The following is a 16,606-nucleotide window of genomic DNA, read 5'->3' as shown; positions in this document are numbered from 1 at the left end:
AGCACCCGCGCACCCCGAGCGCTCTGAGCACCAGAAGCGCCAGAACCGCCGGGACGCCCCTCCCCCGCCCCGCAGGCCCGCCGGCCTGCGGGGCGTTCCGTTTGCCCCCGCCGCACCGCGCGCACCGCGCGCCCCCCGTCGCCCGAATGCGTGTATCGCTATCTTGACTGGCGTCATGAGAGCGCCATACTGGCTTCACTCCCGCTCGCACGATGAGGTGCCCGCCCATGGAGCTCTCCCCCTCAGCGCATGTGGACACGTTCTGCCGCGACCATCTCCCACCCTTCGAACAGTGGCCGGAACTCCTCTTCGATCTCCCGGAGTTGGCCTACCCGGACCGTCTGAACTGCGCGGCCGCCCTGCTCGACGACACCATCGCCCGCTTCGGACCCGACCGCCGCTGCCTGCTCACCCCCACCGACTGCTGGAGCTACGGCGAACTGCGCGACCGCACCGACCGGATCGCCCGCCTGCTCACCGAGGAACTCGGCCTCGTCCCCGGCAACCGCGTACTGCTGCGCGGACCCAACACCCCCTGGCTGGCCGCCTGTTGGCTCGGCGTGCTGAAGGCCGGCGGGGTGGTGGTCACCACCATGCCACTGCTGCGCGCCGCCGAGCTGACCGAACTGACCCGGATCGCCCGCCCCGCCCTCGCCCTGTGCGACCACCGCTTCCTCACCGAACTCGACCGGGCCCACATCCCCGACCTGCGGATACTCCCCTTCGGCGGTCCCGGCCCCGAGGACCTCACCGCCCGCTGCACCACCCTGCGCCCCGGCTTCACCGCCGTACCGACCGCCGCCGACGACGTCGCGCTGATCGCCTTCACCTCCGGCACCACCGGCCGCCCCAAGGCCACCCTGCACTTCCACCGGGACGTGCTCGCCAACGCCGACACCTTCTCGCGCCACCTGCTCCGCCCCACCCCCGACGACCTCTTCGCCGGCACCCCGCCGCTCGGCTTCACCTTCGGGCTCGGCGGCCTGCTGGTCTTCCCGCTGCGGGCCGGCGCCGCCAGCCTGCTGCTGGAGCAGGCCACCCCCGAGCAGCTCGCCGAGCTGGTCCGCGGCCACGGTGTGAGCGTGCTGTTCACCGCGCCGACCGCCTACCGGGCGATCCTGGCCGCCGGGCTGGCCGACCGGCTGGCCCGGGTGCGACGCTGCGTGTCGGCCGGCGAGCCGCTGCCCGCCCCCGTCTGGGAGGCCTTCCACGCCGCCACCGGCCGACGGCTGATCGACGGCATCGGCGCCACCGAGCTGCTGCACGTGTTCATCTCGGCCGCCGACGCCGACATCCGCCCCGGCTCCACGGGTCGTCCCGTACCCGGCTACCGGGCGGCGATACTGGACGGGCAGGGCAACCCGGTGCCGGACGGCGAGCCCGGGCTGCTCGCCGTCAAGGGCCCGACCGGCTGCCGCTACCTGGACGACGAACGTCAGCGCGACTACGTGCGCAACGGCTGGAACCTGACCGGCGACACCTACCTCCGCGACCGCGACGGCTACTTCTGGTACCAGGCGCGCAACGACGACATGATCGTCTCGGCGGGCTACAACATCGCCGGGCCCGAGGTGGAACAGGCGCTCGGCGCCCACCCCGCCGTCGCCGACTGCGCCGTGGTGGCCGCCCCGGACGAGCGGCGCGGCACGGTGGTCAAGGCGTACGTGGTGCTGCGCGGGGGCGCCTCGGCCGGCGCGGAGACGGTCAAGGAACTCCAGGAGCACGTCAAGCGCACCATCGCGCCGTACAAGTACCCGCGTGCCGTCGAGTTCGTCCCCGAGCTGCCGCGCACGGCGACCGGCAAGCTGCTCCGCGCCGAGCTGCGCAGAAGGGCCGCCGTGACCGAGGAGGTGACCCGGAACGTGCCGGAGGAGGTGACCCAGGACGTGCCGGAGGAGGTGACCCAGGACGTGACCCGGAACGTGCGCCAGGAGGTGACCCGGAACGTGCCCCGGGACACGCCGCAGGAGGCGGAGCAGGCCCCGCTCCCCGCCGCCATCACTGTCGAGCGCCGGGTCGAGTGGTCGGACACCGACGCCGCCGGGCACTACCACTTCTCCGCCGTCCAGCGCTGGGCCGAGGCCGCCGAGGCGGCGCTGCTGCGCCGGCTCGGGCTGGCCGAGCTGTTCGGGCGGATCCCCCGGGTGCACTTCGAGGCCGACTACCGGGAGCGGCTCTGGTTCGGGGACGTCGTCCGCACCGAGCTGCGGGTGGTCCGGGTCGGCGGCTCCTCGCTGCACTACGCCTTCGAGGTGCACGGCCCGACCGGCCTGGCCGCCAGCGGCCGGATGTCGGTGGTGCACGCCGCACCGCAGGCCAAGGGCGCCGAGCCCTGGCCCGCGCCGGTCCGCCGGGCGCTCGCGGAGGCCGGGCCGCAGCAGCCGGAGGTGGTCGCATGACGGCCGCACACCCCCCGGCCACCGGACCGCGGCGCATCGCGGTGATCGGCGCCGGTCCGGGCGGCCTCTACTTCGCCGCCTTGGCCAAGCAGTTGGCCCCCGAGCGCGAGATCACGGTGTACGAGCGCGACGCCCGGGAGCACGAGTTCGGCTTCGGGGTGGTCTTCTCCGACGAGACCCTGGACGGCATCGCCCGGGCCGACCCGCAGGTCTTCGCCGCGATCAGCGCCGAGTTCGCCCGCTGGAGCGACATCGACATCTGCTACGTCGGCCAGGTCCGCACCAGCGGCGGGCACGGCTTCGCCGCCCTCGACCGCAACCGGCTGCGCGCCGTCCTGCAACAGCGCTGCGCCGAACTGGCGGTGGACGTGCGCTACCGCACGCCCGCCCCGCCGGTCGAGCGACTCACCGCCGAGTACGACCTGGTGGTGGCCGCCGACGGCATCCACTCCGGCACGCGGGCCGCCCACCCGGACGCCTTCCGCACCGAACTGGACGAGCGGAGCTGCCGCTACATCTGGCTCGCCACCGACCGGGTCTTCGAGGCCTTCACCTTCATCGTCGAGGAGTTCGACTTCGGCGCCCTCCAGGTGCACGCCTACCCGTACAGCGCCGGCCGCTCGACCTTCATCGTCGAGATCGCCGAGGACGCCTGGCGCCGCGCGGGCTTCGAGGCTCTCGCGGCAAGGGAGTTGGCGCGCGGCGAGAGCGACACGGCGAGCGTGCGACGCTGCGCCGAGCTGCTCGCCGGCCACCTGGACGGCCACCGGCTGATCCCCAACGCCTCCCGCTGGATCCGCTTCACCACCGTGCGCAACGCCAGTTGGCGCCACCGCAACCTCGTGCTGCTCGGCGATGCCGCACACTCCGCGCACTTCTCGATCGGTTCGGGCACCAAACTGGCCCTGGAGGACGCCCTCGCCCTGGCCGCCGGACTGAGCGAACAGCCCACCCTGGACGCCGCGTTGGCCGCCTACGAGGCCGAGCGGCGGCCGGTGGTGGAGTCCACCCAGCGGGCCGCCCAGGCCAGCCTGGAGTGGTTCGAGACGGTCGGCCGCCGCACCGGCCTGGGCGTCGACCAGTTCGCCTTCAACCTCCTCACCCGCAGCCGCCGAGTCACCTACGGCGGTCTGCGCGCGCGCGACCCGGAGTTCACGGCCGCCGTGGAGATCGCCACCGGCGGCTCGCGCGGGGTGCCGCCGATGTTCCGGCCGCTGAAGCTGGGCGCGCTGGAGCTGCGCAACCGGATCGTCGTCCCGCCGCTCGCCACCTTCACCTCGCCCGACGCGCTGCCCAGCGCCTTCGACCGGGCCCAGCTGACCGCCCACGCGCTCGGCGGCGCCGGGCTGGTGATCGCCGGGATGACGGCCGTCAGCCCCGAGGGCCGGGCCACCGACCGCTGCCCCGGGCTGTGGACCGACGGCCAGGAGGCCGCCTGGACCGAACTGCTGAAAGCGGTCAGGGCGGTGAGCGACACCCCGCTCGGCATCCAGCTCACCCACGCCGGCCGCCGGGGCGCCACCGCCGCACCCGGGCCGGACGGCATCGGCCGCCCGCTCGCCGAGGGCTGGCCGCTGCTCGCCCCCTCACCGCTGCCCTGGGGCCCCGGCAGCCCGACCCCGCACGAGGCCAACGAGGTCCAACTGGCGGCCGTCGCAGCGGACTTCGCCGCCTCCGCCGAGCGCGCCGCGCGGGCCGGTTTCGATGCGCTGGAGCTGCAGTTCGGCCACGGGCACCTGCTCTCCTCCTTCCTCTCCCCGCTCACCAACCACCGCACCGACCACTACGGCGGCCCGCTCGCCCACCGACTGCTGTTTCCTCTGGCGGTGCTGGCCGCCGTGCGCGCCGTCTGGCCCGCCGGGCGGCCGCTGCTGGTGCGGATCTCGGCCGCCGACTGGGCGCCCGGCGGCACCTCCGAGACCGCCGCCGTGGCGATCTGCCAGGCCCTCTCCGAGACCGGGGCGGACGCGGTGGACGTGTCCACCGGCGAGGTGGTCGCGCACCAGCGGCCGCCGTACGGGCGCGGCTACCAGACGCCCTTCGCCGAGCTGATCCGCACCTCCACCGGCCTGCCGACCATCGCGGTCGGCGCGATCTCCGGCCACGACGACGCGAACTCCGTCCTGCTGGCCGGACGCGCCGACCTGGTCGCGGTCGGCCGGGCCCAGCTGCACGACCCGTTCTGGACCCTGCACGCCGCGGCCGACCAGGACTACACCGGCCCCGGCGCCCACTGGCCCGAACCCTGGCTGGCCGGCCGCCGCCGGCCGCCGGGCCCGGGCGCCGACCGGGTCGCCCCGCGCCTGCACCTGCTCCGCGAGCCCGCCCCGCCCGTCCACCGCCGCTGGCTGCCGACCAGCCCGCCGAAGGAGTGACGATGCCGGACCTGCCCCGCTTCACCGCCGCCGCCGTGCAGGCCGCTCCGGTCTACCTGGACCCGGCCGCGACCGTGGACAAGGCCGTCGCCCTGCTCCAGGAGGCGGCCCGGCACGGCGCCGCACTGGTGGTCTTCCCCGAGGTCTTCGTCCCCGGCTACCCGTACTGGAACTGGACGATGACCCCGGTCCAGGGCTCCCCCTGGTACGAGCGGCTCTACCGCGCCGCCGTGGACGTCCCCGGGCCGTACGTCGACACCCTGCGCGCCGCCGCCCGGCAGGCCGGGGTGGTGCTGGTGATCGGCGTCAACGAGCGCGGCCGACACAGCCTCGGGGTGCTGTACAACACCCTGCTGATCATCGGCTCGGACGGCGAACTCCTGGGCGTGCACCGCAAGCTGGTGCCCACCTGGGCGGAGAAGCTGACCTGGACCCAGGGCGACGGCAGCTCACTGCGGGTGCACCGCACGGCCGTCGGCCCGCTCGGCGCGCTCGCCTGCGGCGAGAACACCAACACCCTGGCCCGCTTCACCCTTCTCGCGCAGGGCGAACTCGTGCACGCCGCCAGTTACATCGCCCTGCCGGTGGCCCCCGAGGACTACGACATGGCGGAGGCGATCGCCCTGCGCGCCGCCGCCCACTGCTTCGAGGGCAAGCTGTTCACCGTGGTCTCCTGCTCGACCATCTCGCCGGAGATGGTCGACCTGATCGCCGGCGAGGACCAGCAGGTCCGCAAGCAGCTCGCCCGCCCGCGCAACGCGCTGTCCGGGATCTTCGGCCCGGACGGCCGGGCGGTCACCGAGCCGCTGGTGGACGAGGAGGGCATCGTCTACGCCGAAATCGACCTCGGCCGGTGCGTCCAGCCCAAGCAGATGCACGACATCGTCGGCCACTACAACCGCTTCGACGTCTTCCAACTGCACGTGAACGACCGTCCGTTGCGACCCCTGGTACTCCCCGAGGAGGAGGCATGACCAGCGAGAACAGCTACGACGACGACCGGATCGGCCGGGCCCGGGTCAACGACAGCCCGGAACTGCGCGCCTACTACGAGGAGTTGGCCAAGCACGAGGCCGGCGCCCTGTGGACGGTGGCGAACGAGATCGAGCCCTGGTACCCGCAGCCGAAGTCCGTCCCGGTGCTGTGGCGCTACGCCGACCTGCGCCCGCTGGTCCGCAAGGCCCTCCCGCTGGTGAAGGCCGACGACGCGGGACGCCGGGTGGTGATGCTGGTCAACCCCGGACGCCGCGAACTCAGCGCCGCCGTCGGCCTGTTGTACACCGGCCTGCAGATCATGGGCCCCGGCGAGGCGATGACCGCCCACCGCCACCAGGCCTCCGCGCTTCGCTTCGTCCACGAGGGCACCGGCGCCTGGACGGTCGTGGACGGGCAGAAGCTCAAGGTCGGCCCGCGCGACTTCGCGATCACCCCCAACAACACCTGGCACGAGCACGGCAACGAGTCCGAGGACAACCCGGTGATCTGGCAGGACGGCCTGGACATCCCGCTGGTCAACACCCTCGACGCCAACTTCTACGAGGTCCACCCCGGGCTCTACCAGCGCCCCGGCCCGGTGGCGAACTCCTCGCTGCTCAGCTACGGCGGCAACCTGCTCCCGTACGGCGTCGAGAAGTGGACCCGCCCGTACTCACCACTGCTCGGCTGGCCCTGGGAGCCCAGCTACCACGCGCTGTGCCAACTCGCCCGCGCCACCGGGGGATCCCCGTACGACGGCGTGATCATGGAGTACACCAACCCGGTCACCGGCGGCCCGGTGATGCCCACCATGGCCGCCCACCTGCAACTGCTGCGCCCCGGCCAGGCCACCCGGGCCCACCGGCACACCGGGTCGGTGGTCTACACGGCGGCCAAGGGGCGCGGCGTCTCGGTGATCGGCGGGCAGCGCTTCGAGTGGCAGCAGGGCGACATCTTCGTCGTGCCGTCCTGGGCCTGGCACGAGCACGCGAACCTCGACCAGGGCGAGGACGCCTGCCTCTTCTCCTTCAACGACTTCCCGGTCATGCACTCGCTCGGCCTCTACCGCGAGGAGTCCTACCCGGACCACGACGGACACCAGCCCACCACCCCGTAACAGGAGTCCAGAGAGATGCACCTGCTCACCTACTGCACCGACGGCGACGACACCCCCCGTCTGGGCGCCCGGATCGGTGCCGACCGGGTCGCCGACCTGACCGCCCTCGCCTCCGCCGCCGGAGTGCGGCTCCCGGGCAGCCTCCTGGAGTTGATCCGGGCCGGCGAGCCCGCCCTGGCCGCCGCCCGGCGACTGCTCGACGGGGCGCCGGACACCCGGCCGCTCGCCGAGGTGTCGCTGCGCGCCCCGCTGCGCCCGGGAAAGATCGTCGGCGTCGGCCTCAACTACGTGGAGCACGTGGACGAGTCGCACCGCAGCCTGGACACCGACCGCGAACTCCCGGACCGCCCGGTACTGTTCGGCAAGCCCGCCACCGCCGTCACCGGGCCGGGCCAGCCGATCCTGCACAACGCCGACCTCACCAAGCAGCTCGACTGGGAGTGCGAACTCGCCGTGGTGATCGGCGAACCCGCCCGCCGGGTGAGCGAACAGGACGCCTGGCGGCACGTGTTCGGCTACAGCATCGTCAACGACGTCAGCGCCCGCGACCAGCGCCGCTCCGGCCAGTGGTTCTTCTCCAAGGGCCAGGACAGCTACGCGCCGTTCGGCCCGGTCGTGGTCACCGCCGACGAGATCCCCGAGCCGCAGCGGCTCGACCTCTCGCTGCGGGTCAACGGCGAGCTGCGGCAGAACTCCAACACCCGCCACATGCTGTTCGGCATCGCCCGGCTGATCGCCGACATCTCCGCCGGCATGACCCTGGAGCCCGGGGACGTGATCGCCACCGGCTCCCCCTCGGGAGTGGGTGCCGGCATGGTCCCGCCGCAGTTCCTGCAGCCCGGCGACCTGGTCGAGGCCACCATCGAGCGGATCGGCACCCTCGCCAACCCCGTGGTCGACGCCCGCTGAACCGACACCCGCTGAGCAAGGCCGCTGACCAAGGCCGCTGAGCAAGGCCGCCGGCCAACGCCCGCTGAGCAACGCCCGCCGGCCAACGCCCGCTGATCGACACCCCGCTGAGAGGAGTCCGGCGCAGATGACCACCTACCGGATCGGCCAGATCGTCCCGAGCTCCAACGTCACCATGGAGACCGAGGTCCCCGCCCTGCTGCGGGCCCGCGAGGCGGTCGCCCCCGAACGGTTCACCTTCCACTCCAGCCGGATGCGGATGACCAGGGTCACCCCCGAGCAGCTGCGCGCCATGGACGGCGAGTCCGACCGCTGCGCCGCCGAGCTCTCGGACGCCCGGGTCGACGTGATCGGCTACGCCTGCCTGGTCGCGGTGATGGCCACCGGCCCCGGCTACCACCGCGAGGCCGAACGGCGGCTGCACCGCCGTACGGTGGAGAACGGCGCCCCCGCGCCCGTGGTCACCAGCGCCGGCGCGCTGGTCGCCGGCCTGCGGACGCTCGGCGCGAAGAAGGTCGCGATGGTCACCCCGTACCTGCGGCCACTGGCCCGGACGGTGGTCGACTACCTCGCCCAGGAGGGCATCGAGGTGCTCGACCACGCCGCCCTGGAGATCGCCGACAACCTGGACGTGGCCGCCCACGACCCGGCCCGGCTGCCCGCGATCGCCAAGGGCCTGTCGCACGGCGGGGCCGACGCCGTGGTGCTCTCCGCCTGCGTGCAGATGCCCTCGCTGTCCGCCGTCGAGGAGGCCGAGCAGCAGCTCGGCAAACCGGTGGTATCGGCCGCGATCTGCACCACCCACCAGCTGCTGCGGGCACTCGGCCTGCCCGCCGTCGCCCCCGGCGCCGGACACCTGCTCTCCGGCGCCTACGCCTAGATCCGCCCCGCTATGATCACCACCAGCCGTCGGGGAGGAGGGTCCGCACATGCCGGAGAGCACGACCCGGCCCAGCTCCCTGATCCACACCGTCTACGGCGAGTTCGTCCGCCGTCTCGGCGGCTGGATATCGATCGCCGACCTGATCGCGCTGATGGCGGAGCTGGACGTCGACGCCCCCGCCGTCCGCTCTGCGATCTCCCGGCTGAAGAAGGCCGGTACCCTGCTCCAGGAGCGCCGCACCGGCACCGGCTACCGGCTGTCCCCCGCGATGGCCCCGGTCTTCGACGAGGGCGACCGCCGGATCTTCCACAGCCTGGAGCCCGCCGAGCTCGCCGACGGCTGGGTGGTGGCGGTCTTCTCGGTGCCCGAGTCCGAACGCGCCCACCGCCACCAGCTGCGCTCCCGGCTCAGCTGGCTCGGCTTCGGCAACGCCGCCCCCGGCGTCTGGCTGGCCCCCGCCCGGCTGCTGCCGGACGCCCGCCGGCTGCTGGAACGCCTGGGCCTGAGCGCCTACGTCCACCTCTTCCTCTCCGCCGAGTACGCCGGCTTCGCCGAACTCCGTGCGGCGGTGGCGAGTTGGTGGGACCTCCCGGCGATCGAGGCGCAGTACGCGGCCTTCACCGACGCCTGGCGCCCGCTCGCCGAGGAGCTGCGCGGGCGCTCCCGCATCGACCCGGCCGAGGCCTTCCGGGACTACGTGCCGATGCTCACCCAGTGGCGCCGGCTGCCGTACCTCGACCCCGGGCTGCCCGAGCCGCTGCTGCCCGCCGACTGGAACGCCGTCCCGGCCCGCGCCGTGTTCACCGAGGTGCACGGGCTGCTCGCCGAGCCGAGTCTGCGGTACGTCGAGAAGGTCACCGGACTGTCGCCCCTCCAGGAGCTGCCATGACCACCCCAGCCGACCTGCTGATCCGTGCCGCCGCCGTGCACACCCTCGCGCCGGGCGAACCCCCGCAGCGCGCCGTCGCCGTCACCGACGGCCGGATCACCGCGCTCGCCGCCGAGCCGGACGGCCTGGACGCCCTGATCGGGCCCGGCACCGAGGTGGTGGACGCCCCGTCGGCGACCGTGCTGCCCGCCTTCGACGACACCCACACCCATCTGATCCTGGCCGGGCACAGCGTCCACGGCGTCCCGGTGCACGAGGCCCGGGACCTCGCCGGGTTCCTGGAGCTGATCCGCGAGCGCGCCGCCCGCACCCCGGCCGGGGAGTGGATCCTCACCACCGTCAACTGGCAGGAGGTGCTGCTCGCCGAGCAGCGGATGCCGACCACCGAGGAGCTGGACGACGCCACCGCCGACCACCCGGTGCTGGTGCGCCGCGGCGCGTACAACATGGTGCTCAACTCGGCCGCGCTGCGGCTGGCCGGGATCGACGGGTCCACCGAGGCGCCGTCCGGCGGGGTGATCGAACGCGACGAGCACGGCCGGCTGACCGGCCGGCTGATCAACCGGGCGACCGAGCTGGTCGAGCGGGTGCTGCCGCGCCCGACCCTGGCCGAGCGGATCGAGGGGCTGCGGGCGGCATCCGCCGACTACGCCGCCACCGGCATCGGTACCGTGCGCGACTGCCTCGTCCCGGTGGAGGACCTCGACGTGCTGGACGCGGCCCGGGCCGAGGGCGCGCTCGCCGTCCGGGTGCGGGCCCTGGTCTCCGGCTTCGCGGCGCGCACCCCCGAGCAGGTGGACGCCCTGCTGGACCGGATGGACCAGTGGCGCGCGGACGGCCGGGACGACGCGCAACTGCGCCTGTGGGGCGTCAAGTTCGGCATCGACGGCGGCTTCGAGGCGGGCGCGCTGGAGGAGCCCTACCAGGGGCAGCCCTGCTACCACGGGCGGCTGCTCTGGGAGCCGGAGCAGCTGCTCGCCGCGGTGGACCGGGTGGTCGAGCGCGGCTGGCGGGCGGGCGTGCACGCCTGGGGGGACCGCGGGCTGCGGGTGCTGCTGGACGTCTTCGAGCAGGTGCTGAAGGGCCGGCCAGGACTGCCGCCGGGCGCCCTCGTGGTCGAACACGGCGGACTGGCCCGGGCCGACCAGCGGGCCCGAGCGGTCGCACTCGGCATCCCGGTGACCGTCCAGCACCCACTGCTGCACGACGGCGCGCTCACCCAGCAGCGCGCCTGGGGCGAGGAGCGCACCGCGGCGCTGTTCCCGCTGCGCGAGTGGCTGGACGAGGGGGCGCAGCTCTCGGCCGGCTCGGACTTCCCGGTCGGCCCGTACGGCGCGATGGTCTCGGTGTGGGGCATGACGACCCGCGGCACCACGGCCGGGGTGGTCGGCGCCGAGCACGCGATCGGGCGGGAGGAGGCGGTCGCGCTGCACACCGTCGCCGCAGCCCGGCTGACCGGTGAGAGCGCCGAGCGCGGCAGCCTGCGCCCGGGCGCGCTCGCCGACCTCACCCTGTGGCCGGTCGACCCGTTGAGGTGTCCGGTGGAGCGGCTCAGGGAGCTGCGGCCGGTCCGCACGGTGGTCGGCGGCCGTACCGTTCACCGGAGTTGACGGCCAGTCAGGCCGCGATCAACTCCCGCAGGTCGATGCCGTCGCGGTGCAGGGCGCGCAGGTCCTCGTGCAGGTCGGACGGCGGGACGACGAGCACGCCGCCCCGGGCGTGGTCGAGGCAGTAGCGGGCGACCGAACCGCGCAGCAGGCGGCGCAGCCGTCCGCGCATCGAGCCGTGCCGCCCGGCGCTGATCACCAGCAGGTCACCGGGGCGGTCGGCCAGGGCGGTCAGCACCGGCCCGGCCTCGCCGCGCATGACCAGCGGCTGCACGGGCAGGCCGATCGGCAGGCCGCCGAAGGCCTGCCCGAGCGCGCTCTCCAGTCGGGCCTCGGCGGCGTCCTGCCAGGCGCGGAGCAGCGGCGGGCAGGGGCGGGCCCGGTAGCTGCGCTCGCCGCCGACCGGGGTCCAGGCCAGCACCGGGACCAGCAGGGCCCGGCGGGCCCGGGCCTCCTCCGCCGCCCGGTGCAGGGCGGTGAGGCTGTGCAGTGAGCCGCTTACTCCGACGATGACGCGCGCGTCGCCCGACATGATCCTTCGCTTTCCGATGCCAAACCGATTCAGTGTCTGCGATTATGTTGCCACGGTCGCACCATGGCCTGCAAATCAAAGGCATTCACTGAATATCGCCTTGAATCACTCGGCAATCGGATGACCACCCCTCAGCCTCCCGGACCAGCCTCCCGGACCTCCTGGAACAGTCCCCAGGTGAAGTCGGCCGTCCAGGCGCGCACCCGCCCGTCGGTGCCCGGCGCCTCGAAGTCCAGCCGGAAGCGGGTCGGCGCGCTCCCCTCGCGCGGCACCGCCCCCGGGAACGCCGCCCCCACGTCGTCCACCACGCAGCCCCACGGCTCCAGGTCGGCGGCGGTGCGCAGCGCGGGCGGCGGGGCGCCGTCCGCCCGGACCAGCCACTCGTTCAGCACCGGCGCGCCGATCTCCGCCGGGCCGACCAGCACCTCGAAGCGCAGCTCCGGCCAGAGCGGCAGCGTCCACTGGCGCGCGGTGCAGGCGAGGTCCCCGATCCGGCGCGGTCGGCTCGCCTCCGCCGGCCCGAGCACGGCGGTGCAGCGGGCGGCGCCGCGCGGGAACCGGGGCGCCCGGATCATCGCCTGCCAGCGCTTGTTCGCCTCCCGCATCGAGGCACGGGTGGCGCCGAGCCGCCGCACCGCCTCCTCGACCAGCTCCGGGTGGTAGTCGGCCATCCGACGCAGCAGGAAGAGCTGGAACTCGGTCACCCCGAACCCGTTGATCGCCATACCGGCAGGCTAGCGCCGGAGTACTTGTTCGAGCAGATGTTCGATTCACGGCGTAGGCTGGACCCATGCACGGCACCGTCCACCTCCAGCCCTCGCTGTTCGAAGAAGCCGCCGACCCCCGGCTCGGGCCGCTCGACGGCCTGCAGCGCCTGGTGCTCGGCGACGGCGCCTGGCTGGACGTGCTGCCCGGCTGGCTGCGCGGGGCGGACCAGCTGTTCGAACAGCTGGCCGCAACCGTGCCCTGGCGGGCCGAGCAGCGGGAGATGTACGAGCGGACGGTCGACGTCCCCCGGCTGCTCGCCTCCTACGGCGCCGACGCCGAACCGCCCCACCCCGTGCTCGGCGAGGCCCGTACGGTGCTCAGCCGGCACTACGCGCCCGAGCTCGGCGAACCCTTCCGCACCCTCGGGCTCTGCTACTACCGGGACGGCCGAGACAGCGTCGCCTGGCACGGCGACCGGATCGGTCGCGGCGCCCGCGAGGACACCATGGTGGCGATCCTGTCGGTCGGCGAACCGCGCGTCCTCGCCCTGCGGCCGCGCTCCGGCGGCGCGGCCGTCGTCCGCCGGCCGCTCGGCCACGGGGACCTCGTGGTGATGGGCGGCTCCTGCCAGCGCACCTGGGAACACGCGATCCCGAAGACGGCCCGCCCGGTCGGCCCCCGGATCAGCATCCAGTTCCGTCCGCGCGGGGTCGCCTGAACCGTCCGCTTGCCGCCCGCCGGCCGGGCACGGAGGCTGACGGATGGGGCCGGGCGGGCGAGGAGGCGGCATGCCGAAGGCGGGCAGGTACCACGAGGGCGTCCCCTGCTGGATCGTCCTGACCACCCCGGACCTCCCTCGGGCGGAACGCTTCTACGGCGCGCTGTTCGGCTGGGAGTTCGTCCCGACCGGCCCCGCCGAGGCGGTCGCCACCCGGTACGGCGCCCAGGTCGCCGCGATCACCTCCGCTCCGCGGGCCCCGGTCTCCGCCTCCGCTTCGCGGTCCGCAGCCTGGACCACCTGCCTCGCCGCCCGCGACCTGTCGCGCACCGCGGCCGCCGTCCGCGCCGCCGGCGGCCGGATCCTCCGCGAACCGTACGAGGTGCCCGACCAGGGGCGGACCGCGCTCGCCGTCGACCCGCTCGGCGCACCCTTCGGCCTCTGGCAGGGCGGCGGCGTCGACGGCGCCGCCCTGGTGAACGAACCCGGCACCCTCACGTGGAACGAGCACCTCTCCCCCGACCCGGACGCCGCCCGCGCCTTCTACCACCGGGCCTTCGGCTACGGCTACGACCGCCCCCGGGCGGGCCACACCCTCGCCCGGGCCGCCGGCCAGCCGGCGTGCGGCATCGGTCCCGCCGACCCGCCCGGAACCGCCCCCGGCTGGCGCGTCCACTTCGGGACGGCCGACACCGACCGCGCCACCGCCGCCCTGCGCAGCCTCGGGGGCACCGTCCGCACCGGCCCCGGGCCGACGCCCTTCGGCCGCGCGGCACTCGTCCGGGACGACGCCGGGGCGGAGTTCGTCCTGGTCGCGGTCCCGCCCGGGGAGGAGGCGGAGGCCGCCTGAGCCGACGGTCCGTCACGGCCGTCCCGGTCGCGGACCCGTCGAAGCAGGCCCTGACCGGGGCCGATGGTGGGTGATCGGGGTGACGGCAGGGCGCGGCGCTTCGGGTGGGCGGCGCCGCCTGCTCGATGGCAGGGACGTCAGGCGCGGGCGATCGGGCCCAGCGAGAGGCGGTTCACGAGGTTTTGCACTGCACAACGTTGTATCGAAGATGAGGTGATCCGGGCCCGAAGGGGTACGTTCTGACAACCGCCGCCGAAGCGCGGAGGAACACCGGCAGCACCAGCCCAGGGAACGGACCCATGACGGAGACGTCGCCCCAGAAGCCCCCGCCCACCCCTGCGACCACTCCTGCGAGCGCCCCTCCGGTCCCTGCGGCGAAGCCCGCGACCGAGCGCAACCAGTCCTCCTCGTTGCGCCGCGCGCTCGCCGTCCTCGCCCACGTGCGGGACCACAGGGACGGTCGCGGCGTCCCGCTCGCCCAACTCGCCGACGGGCTGGGCCTCAACAAGAGCACCGTGCTCCGGCTGGCCGGCCCGCTGCTCGACGAGCACCTGCTCGAACGGGACCGAGAGACCGGGTGGTTCCGCCTCGGCCACGGCGCGCTCCGGCTCGGCCAGGCCTACCTGACCACCCTCGACCTGCGCAGCGTCGCCGCCGAGCACCTGCGCCGGCTCCAGCGGGAGGCCGGCGAGACCGTCCACCTGACGGTCTGGCAGGCGCCCGGGATCGTCTACCTCGACAAGGTCGAGGACGAGACCAACGTCCGGATGGCCTCCCGGGTCGGCAGCCGGGCGCCCGCCTACTGCACCGCCACCGGAAAGGCGATCCTCGCCTGGCTGCCCGAGGAGGCCGTCACCGAGGTGGTGGCGGCCGGACTGCGCCCGGTCACCGCCTGGACCATCTCGGACGAGACCCGGCTGCGCGCCGACCTGGCCCGGATCCGCGCCCGCGGCTACTCGATCGACGACCGGGAGCACGAGCCCGAGGTGCGGTGCGTGGCCGCGCCGATCTTCGACCACACCGGCGAGGTGACGGCCGCGCTGTCCGTCTCCGGCCTCACCTCCCGGATGACCGCCGCCCGGGTCCGTGCCCTCGGCCCGGTGGTCGCCCAGGTCGGCCTGCGGATCTCCCGCGAACTGGGCTCCGACCGCCAGCCGTCCTGACGGTCCGCTCCGGCCGTGGAACGCGGACGGGGCCCGGCACCCGTGAAGGTGCCGGACCCCGTCCGATCATGGAGCGCCAGGCCCGGGTCGCACGGACTCTCCCTACTGAAAGTAGGGCGTGCTCTGGTAGCACCGCTGACGCCTGACGAGGGATCGACTCCCTTGCGACACGAAGTACAGTACCAGTTCCGTGATCATCCACCGAATCGGAAGCGAACCCGGCATGACGAGCACCCGGCCCGAGACCGTTCCCTACGCGGACGGGCGGCTGCTGGACGTCCACCGGCCGACCACCGCCGCCACCGGGCCCGCCCCCGTCGTGCTGCTCTGGCACGGCTCCGGCCCCGACGAGCGCGACGTGCTGCACCCGCTCGCCCAGGAGGCCGCCCGGCTGGGCCTGTTGGTGTTCGTCCCCGACTGGCGCCCCGACCGGGAGGACGGCGGTCGCGCCGATCTGCTCGCCTCGCTCGCCTTCGCCCGCCGCAACGCCGCCGCGTACGGCGGGGATCCGGAGCGCTTCGTGCTGGCCGGCTGGTCGCTCGGCGGCCGGGAGGCCGTCGCGGTGGCCACCCACCCCGACACCCCGGCCGACCTGCGCCCCATCGCCGCCGTCGGCATCGCCTCCGCGTACGGCCGCCCGGCCGCCACCACCGGCGACGTACCGCTCGACCACCTCACCGAGAGTCCCTCACCGGTCCCGGTCTGGCTGGTGCTCGGCACGGCGGACGAGGTGGTGCCCGGTCGGCTCACCCGCCAACTGCACGACGCCGTACCGGCGTCCGAGCTCCTCGAACTCCCCACCGACCACGCCGGCGTGGTGATGACCACCTACAGCCCCGAGGCCAACCGCTGCCTGCCCGCCACCGACCCCGCCACCCTGGCCGCCGGCCGCCGGACCGCCGCCACCCTGGCCCGCGCGGCCGGGATCCTGCCGTAGCCGCACTCCACGGGCCGGACTGTCACAGGCGGGCGGCACCATGGAAGTCATGGACGAGGACGCCCTGATCGAACGGCTCCGGCGGTACGTGGGCACCGCCGTGCCGCCCCCCGTCACCAGCGGGCAGCTCGCCGCCGCCGAAGCCGCGATCGGCTACGCACTGCCACCGCTGTTCGCCCGCCTCTACCGCGAGGTGGGCGACGGCGGGTTCGGCCCGGACCGCCACCCGCTCTGGCCGCTGAGCCGGGTCGCGCGCGGCGGCCCGGGCTGGCCGTACGGTGTGCTGGAGTTCCTGGACTGGGGCTGCGGGATGTCCGGCGCCCTCGACTGCCTGAGTCCGGACGCGCCCGTCCTGCTGGTCGGCTTCAGCGACGAGACGGATCCCGTGCGGGCCGATTCCCCGTCGCTCGCCCGCTGGTTGACGGACTGGCTCGACGGACGCGCCTGGTGGGAGGAGGAGGTCATGCTGGCGGACGAGGGCGAGATGCTTCCGCCCTGGCCCGCCGCCGCCGCTCGCATGGCCGCCAACGGCCGTGAGCCATAG

At 74.3% G+C, this 16,606-nt stretch carries 15 protein-coding genes and 1 pseudogene; 14 read left to right on the top strand and 2 right to left on the bottom strand.

Annotated features, from left to right (window positions below; genetic code table 11):
* Positions 1 to 227 precede the first annotated feature (227 nt).
* The 9 genes and pseudogenes from ACIRVF_RS33225 to ACIRVF_RS33185 all read left to right on the top strand — a co-directional run.
* Positions 228 to 1,838, top strand: a pseudogene (locus ACIRVF_RS33225) (AMP-binding protein); the annotation flags it as partial.
* A complete protein-coding gene (locus ACIRVF_RS33220; RefSeq protein WP_402826331.1) occupies positions 1,839 to 2,399 on the top strand; it encodes a thioesterase family protein in 561 nt (186 codons plus the stop codon).
* Entirely contained in the window at positions 2,396 to 4,774 is a 2,379-nt protein-coding gene (locus tag ACIRVF_RS33215) for an FAD-dependent monooxygenase (RefSeq protein WP_402826247.1), read from the top strand. The genes ACIRVF_RS33220 and ACIRVF_RS33215 overlap by 4 nt, the downstream gene beginning before the upstream one ends.
* Before the next feature lie 2 nt (positions 4,775 to 4,776).
* The gene (locus ACIRVF_RS33210; protein WP_402826244.1) at positions 4,777 to 5,748 is read left to right on the top strand and encodes a carbon-nitrogen hydrolase family protein; all 972 of its coding nucleotides are present in this window, start codon (positions 4,777 to 4,779) and stop codon (positions 5,746 to 5,748) included.
* Positions 5,745 to 6,866, top strand: coding sequence for a cupin domain-containing protein (locus ACIRVF_RS33205; protein ID WP_402826241.1), 1,122 nt, complete (start codon positions 5,745 to 5,747; stop codon positions 6,864 to 6,866). Before ACIRVF_RS33210 ends, ACIRVF_RS33205 begins: the two co-directional genes overlap by 4 nt.
* Positions 6,867 to 6,881: 15 nt before the next feature.
* Positions 6,882 to 7,775 (top strand): fumarylacetoacetate hydrolase family protein, encoded by an 894-nt coding sequence (locus tag ACIRVF_RS33200; RefSeq protein WP_402826238.1) that lies wholly within the window; start codon positions 6,882 to 6,884, stop codon positions 7,773 to 7,775.
* Positions 7,776 to 7,902: 127 nt separating this feature from the next.
* Positions 7,903 to 8,655 (top strand): Asp/Glu racemase, encoded by a 753-nt coding sequence (locus ACIRVF_RS33195; RefSeq protein ID WP_402826235.1) that lies wholly within the window; start codon positions 7,903 to 7,905, stop codon positions 8,653 to 8,655.
* A gap of 49 nt (positions 8,656 to 8,704) precedes the next feature.
* Entirely contained in the window at positions 8,705 to 9,547 is an 843-nt protein-coding gene (locus ACIRVF_RS33190; RefSeq protein ID WP_402826232.1) for a PaaX family transcriptional regulator C-terminal domain-containing protein, read from the top strand.
* Entirely contained in the window at positions 9,544 to 11,157 is a 1,614-nt protein-coding gene (locus ACIRVF_RS33185) for an amidohydrolase (protein WP_402826229.1), read from the top strand. The genes ACIRVF_RS33190 and ACIRVF_RS33185 overlap by 4 nt, the downstream gene beginning before the upstream one ends.
* A 7-nt stretch (positions 11,158 to 11,164) precedes the next feature.
* Here the strand turns inward: ACIRVF_RS33185 and ACIRVF_RS33180 are convergent, their stop codons facing one another.
* Together ACIRVF_RS33180 and ACIRVF_RS33175 are read right to left on the bottom strand one after the other, a co-directional pair.
* Entirely contained in the window at positions 11,165 to 11,686 is a 522-nt protein-coding gene (locus tag ACIRVF_RS33180; RefSeq protein ID WP_402826226.1) for a universal stress protein, read from the bottom strand.
* Positions 11,687 to 11,817: 131 nt separating this feature from the next.
* Positions 11,818 to 12,411: a hypothetical protein gene (locus tag ACIRVF_RS33175; RefSeq protein ID WP_402826223.1), complete on the bottom strand. Its 594-nt coding sequence runs from the start codon at positions 12,409 to 12,411 to the stop codon at positions 11,818 to 11,820.
* Positions 12,412 to 12,476: 65 nt separating this feature from the next.
* Between ACIRVF_RS33175 and ACIRVF_RS33170 the strand changes: the two genes are divergently transcribed.
* From ACIRVF_RS33170 to ACIRVF_RS33150, 5 genes are all read left to right on the top strand, one after another.
* Positions 12,477 to 13,112, top strand: coding sequence for an alpha-ketoglutarate-dependent dioxygenase AlkB (locus tag ACIRVF_RS33170; protein ID WP_402826220.1), 636 nt, complete (start codon positions 12,477 to 12,479; stop codon positions 13,110 to 13,112).
* A gap of 70 nt (positions 13,113 to 13,182) precedes the next feature.
* A complete protein-coding gene (locus ACIRVF_RS33165; RefSeq protein WP_402826217.1) occupies positions 13,183 to 13,962 on the top strand; it encodes a VOC family protein in 780 nt (259 codons plus the stop codon).
* Between the two features lie 299 nt (positions 13,963 to 14,261).
* Positions 14,262 to 15,125, top strand: coding sequence for an IclR family transcriptional regulator (locus ACIRVF_RS33160; protein WP_402826214.1), 864 nt, complete (start codon positions 14,262 to 14,264; stop codon positions 15,123 to 15,125).
* A gap of 223 nt (positions 15,126 to 15,348) precedes the next feature.
* Positions 15,349 to 16,062 (top strand): alpha/beta hydrolase, encoded by a 714-nt coding sequence (locus tag ACIRVF_RS33155; RefSeq protein ID WP_402826211.1) that lies wholly within the window; start codon positions 15,349 to 15,351, stop codon positions 16,060 to 16,062.
* A 49-nt stretch (positions 16,063 to 16,111) separates the two neighbouring features.
* Positions 16,112 to 16,606: an SMI1/KNR4 family protein gene (locus ACIRVF_RS33150; RefSeq protein WP_402826208.1), complete on the top strand. Its 495-nt coding sequence runs from the start codon at positions 16,112 to 16,114 to the stop codon at positions 16,604 to 16,606.

Source organism: Kitasatospora sp. NPDC101157 (assembly GCF_044768255.1).
GTDB lineage: Bacteria > Actinomycetota > Actinomycetes > Streptomycetales > Streptomycetaceae > Kitasatospora.
The sequence above is the reverse complement of the archived record's forward strand: the minus strand, read 5'-3'. Positions and strand labels throughout refer to the sequence as shown.

Excerpts from the sequence above, each read along its gene's own strand:
- ACIRVF_RS33160 (WP_402826214.1), top strand. The coding sequence starts at position 14,262 with ATGACGGAGACGTCGCCCCAGAAGCCCCCGCCCACCCCTGCGACCACT.
- ACIRVF_RS33180 (WP_402826226.1), bottom strand. The coding sequence starts at position 11,686 with ATGTCGGGCGACGCGCGCGTCATCGTCGGAGTAAGCGGCTCACTGCAC.
- ACIRVF_RS33210 (WP_402826244.1), top strand. The coding sequence starts at position 4,777 with ATGCCGGACCTGCCCCGCTTCACCGCCGCCGCCGTGCAGGCCGCTCCG.
- ACIRVF_RS33170 (WP_402826220.1), top strand. The coding sequence starts at position 12,477 with ATGCACGGCACCGTCCACCTCCAGCCCTCGCTGTTCGAAGAAGCCGCC.
- ACIRVF_RS33165 (WP_402826217.1), top strand. The coding sequence starts at position 13,183 with ATGCCGAAGGCGGGCAGGTACCACGAGGGCGTCCCCTGCTGGATCGTC.
- ACIRVF_RS33205 (WP_402826241.1), top strand. The coding sequence starts at position 5,745 with ATGACCAGCGAGAACAGCTACGACGACGACCGGATCGGCCGGGCCCGG.
- ACIRVF_RS33175 (WP_402826223.1), bottom strand. The coding sequence starts at position 12,411 with ATGGCGATCAACGGGTTCGGGGTGACCGAGTTCCAGCTCTTCCTGCTG.
- ACIRVF_RS33185 (WP_402826229.1), top strand. The coding sequence starts at position 9,544 with ATGACCACCCCAGCCGACCTGCTGATCCGTGCCGCCGCCGTGCACACC.
- ACIRVF_RS33215 (WP_402826247.1), top strand. The coding sequence starts at position 2,396 with ATGACGGCCGCACACCCCCCGGCCACCGGACCGCGGCGCATCGCGGTG.
- ACIRVF_RS33200 (WP_402826238.1), top strand. The coding sequence starts at position 6,882 with ATGCACCTGCTCACCTACTGCACCGACGGCGACGACACCCCCCGTCTG.
- ACIRVF_RS33150 (WP_402826208.1), top strand. The coding sequence starts at position 16,112 with ATGGACGAGGACGCCCTGATCGAACGGCTCCGGCGGTACGTGGGCACC.
- ACIRVF_RS33190 (WP_402826232.1), top strand. The coding sequence starts at position 8,705 with ATGCCGGAGAGCACGACCCGGCCCAGCTCCCTGATCCACACCGTCTAC.
- ACIRVF_RS33195 (WP_402826235.1), top strand. The coding sequence starts at position 7,903 with ATGACCACCTACCGGATCGGCCAGATCGTCCCGAGCTCCAACGTCACC.
- ACIRVF_RS33155 (WP_402826211.1), top strand. The coding sequence starts at position 15,349 with ATGACGAGCACCCGGCCCGAGACCGTTCCCTACGCGGACGGGCGGCTG.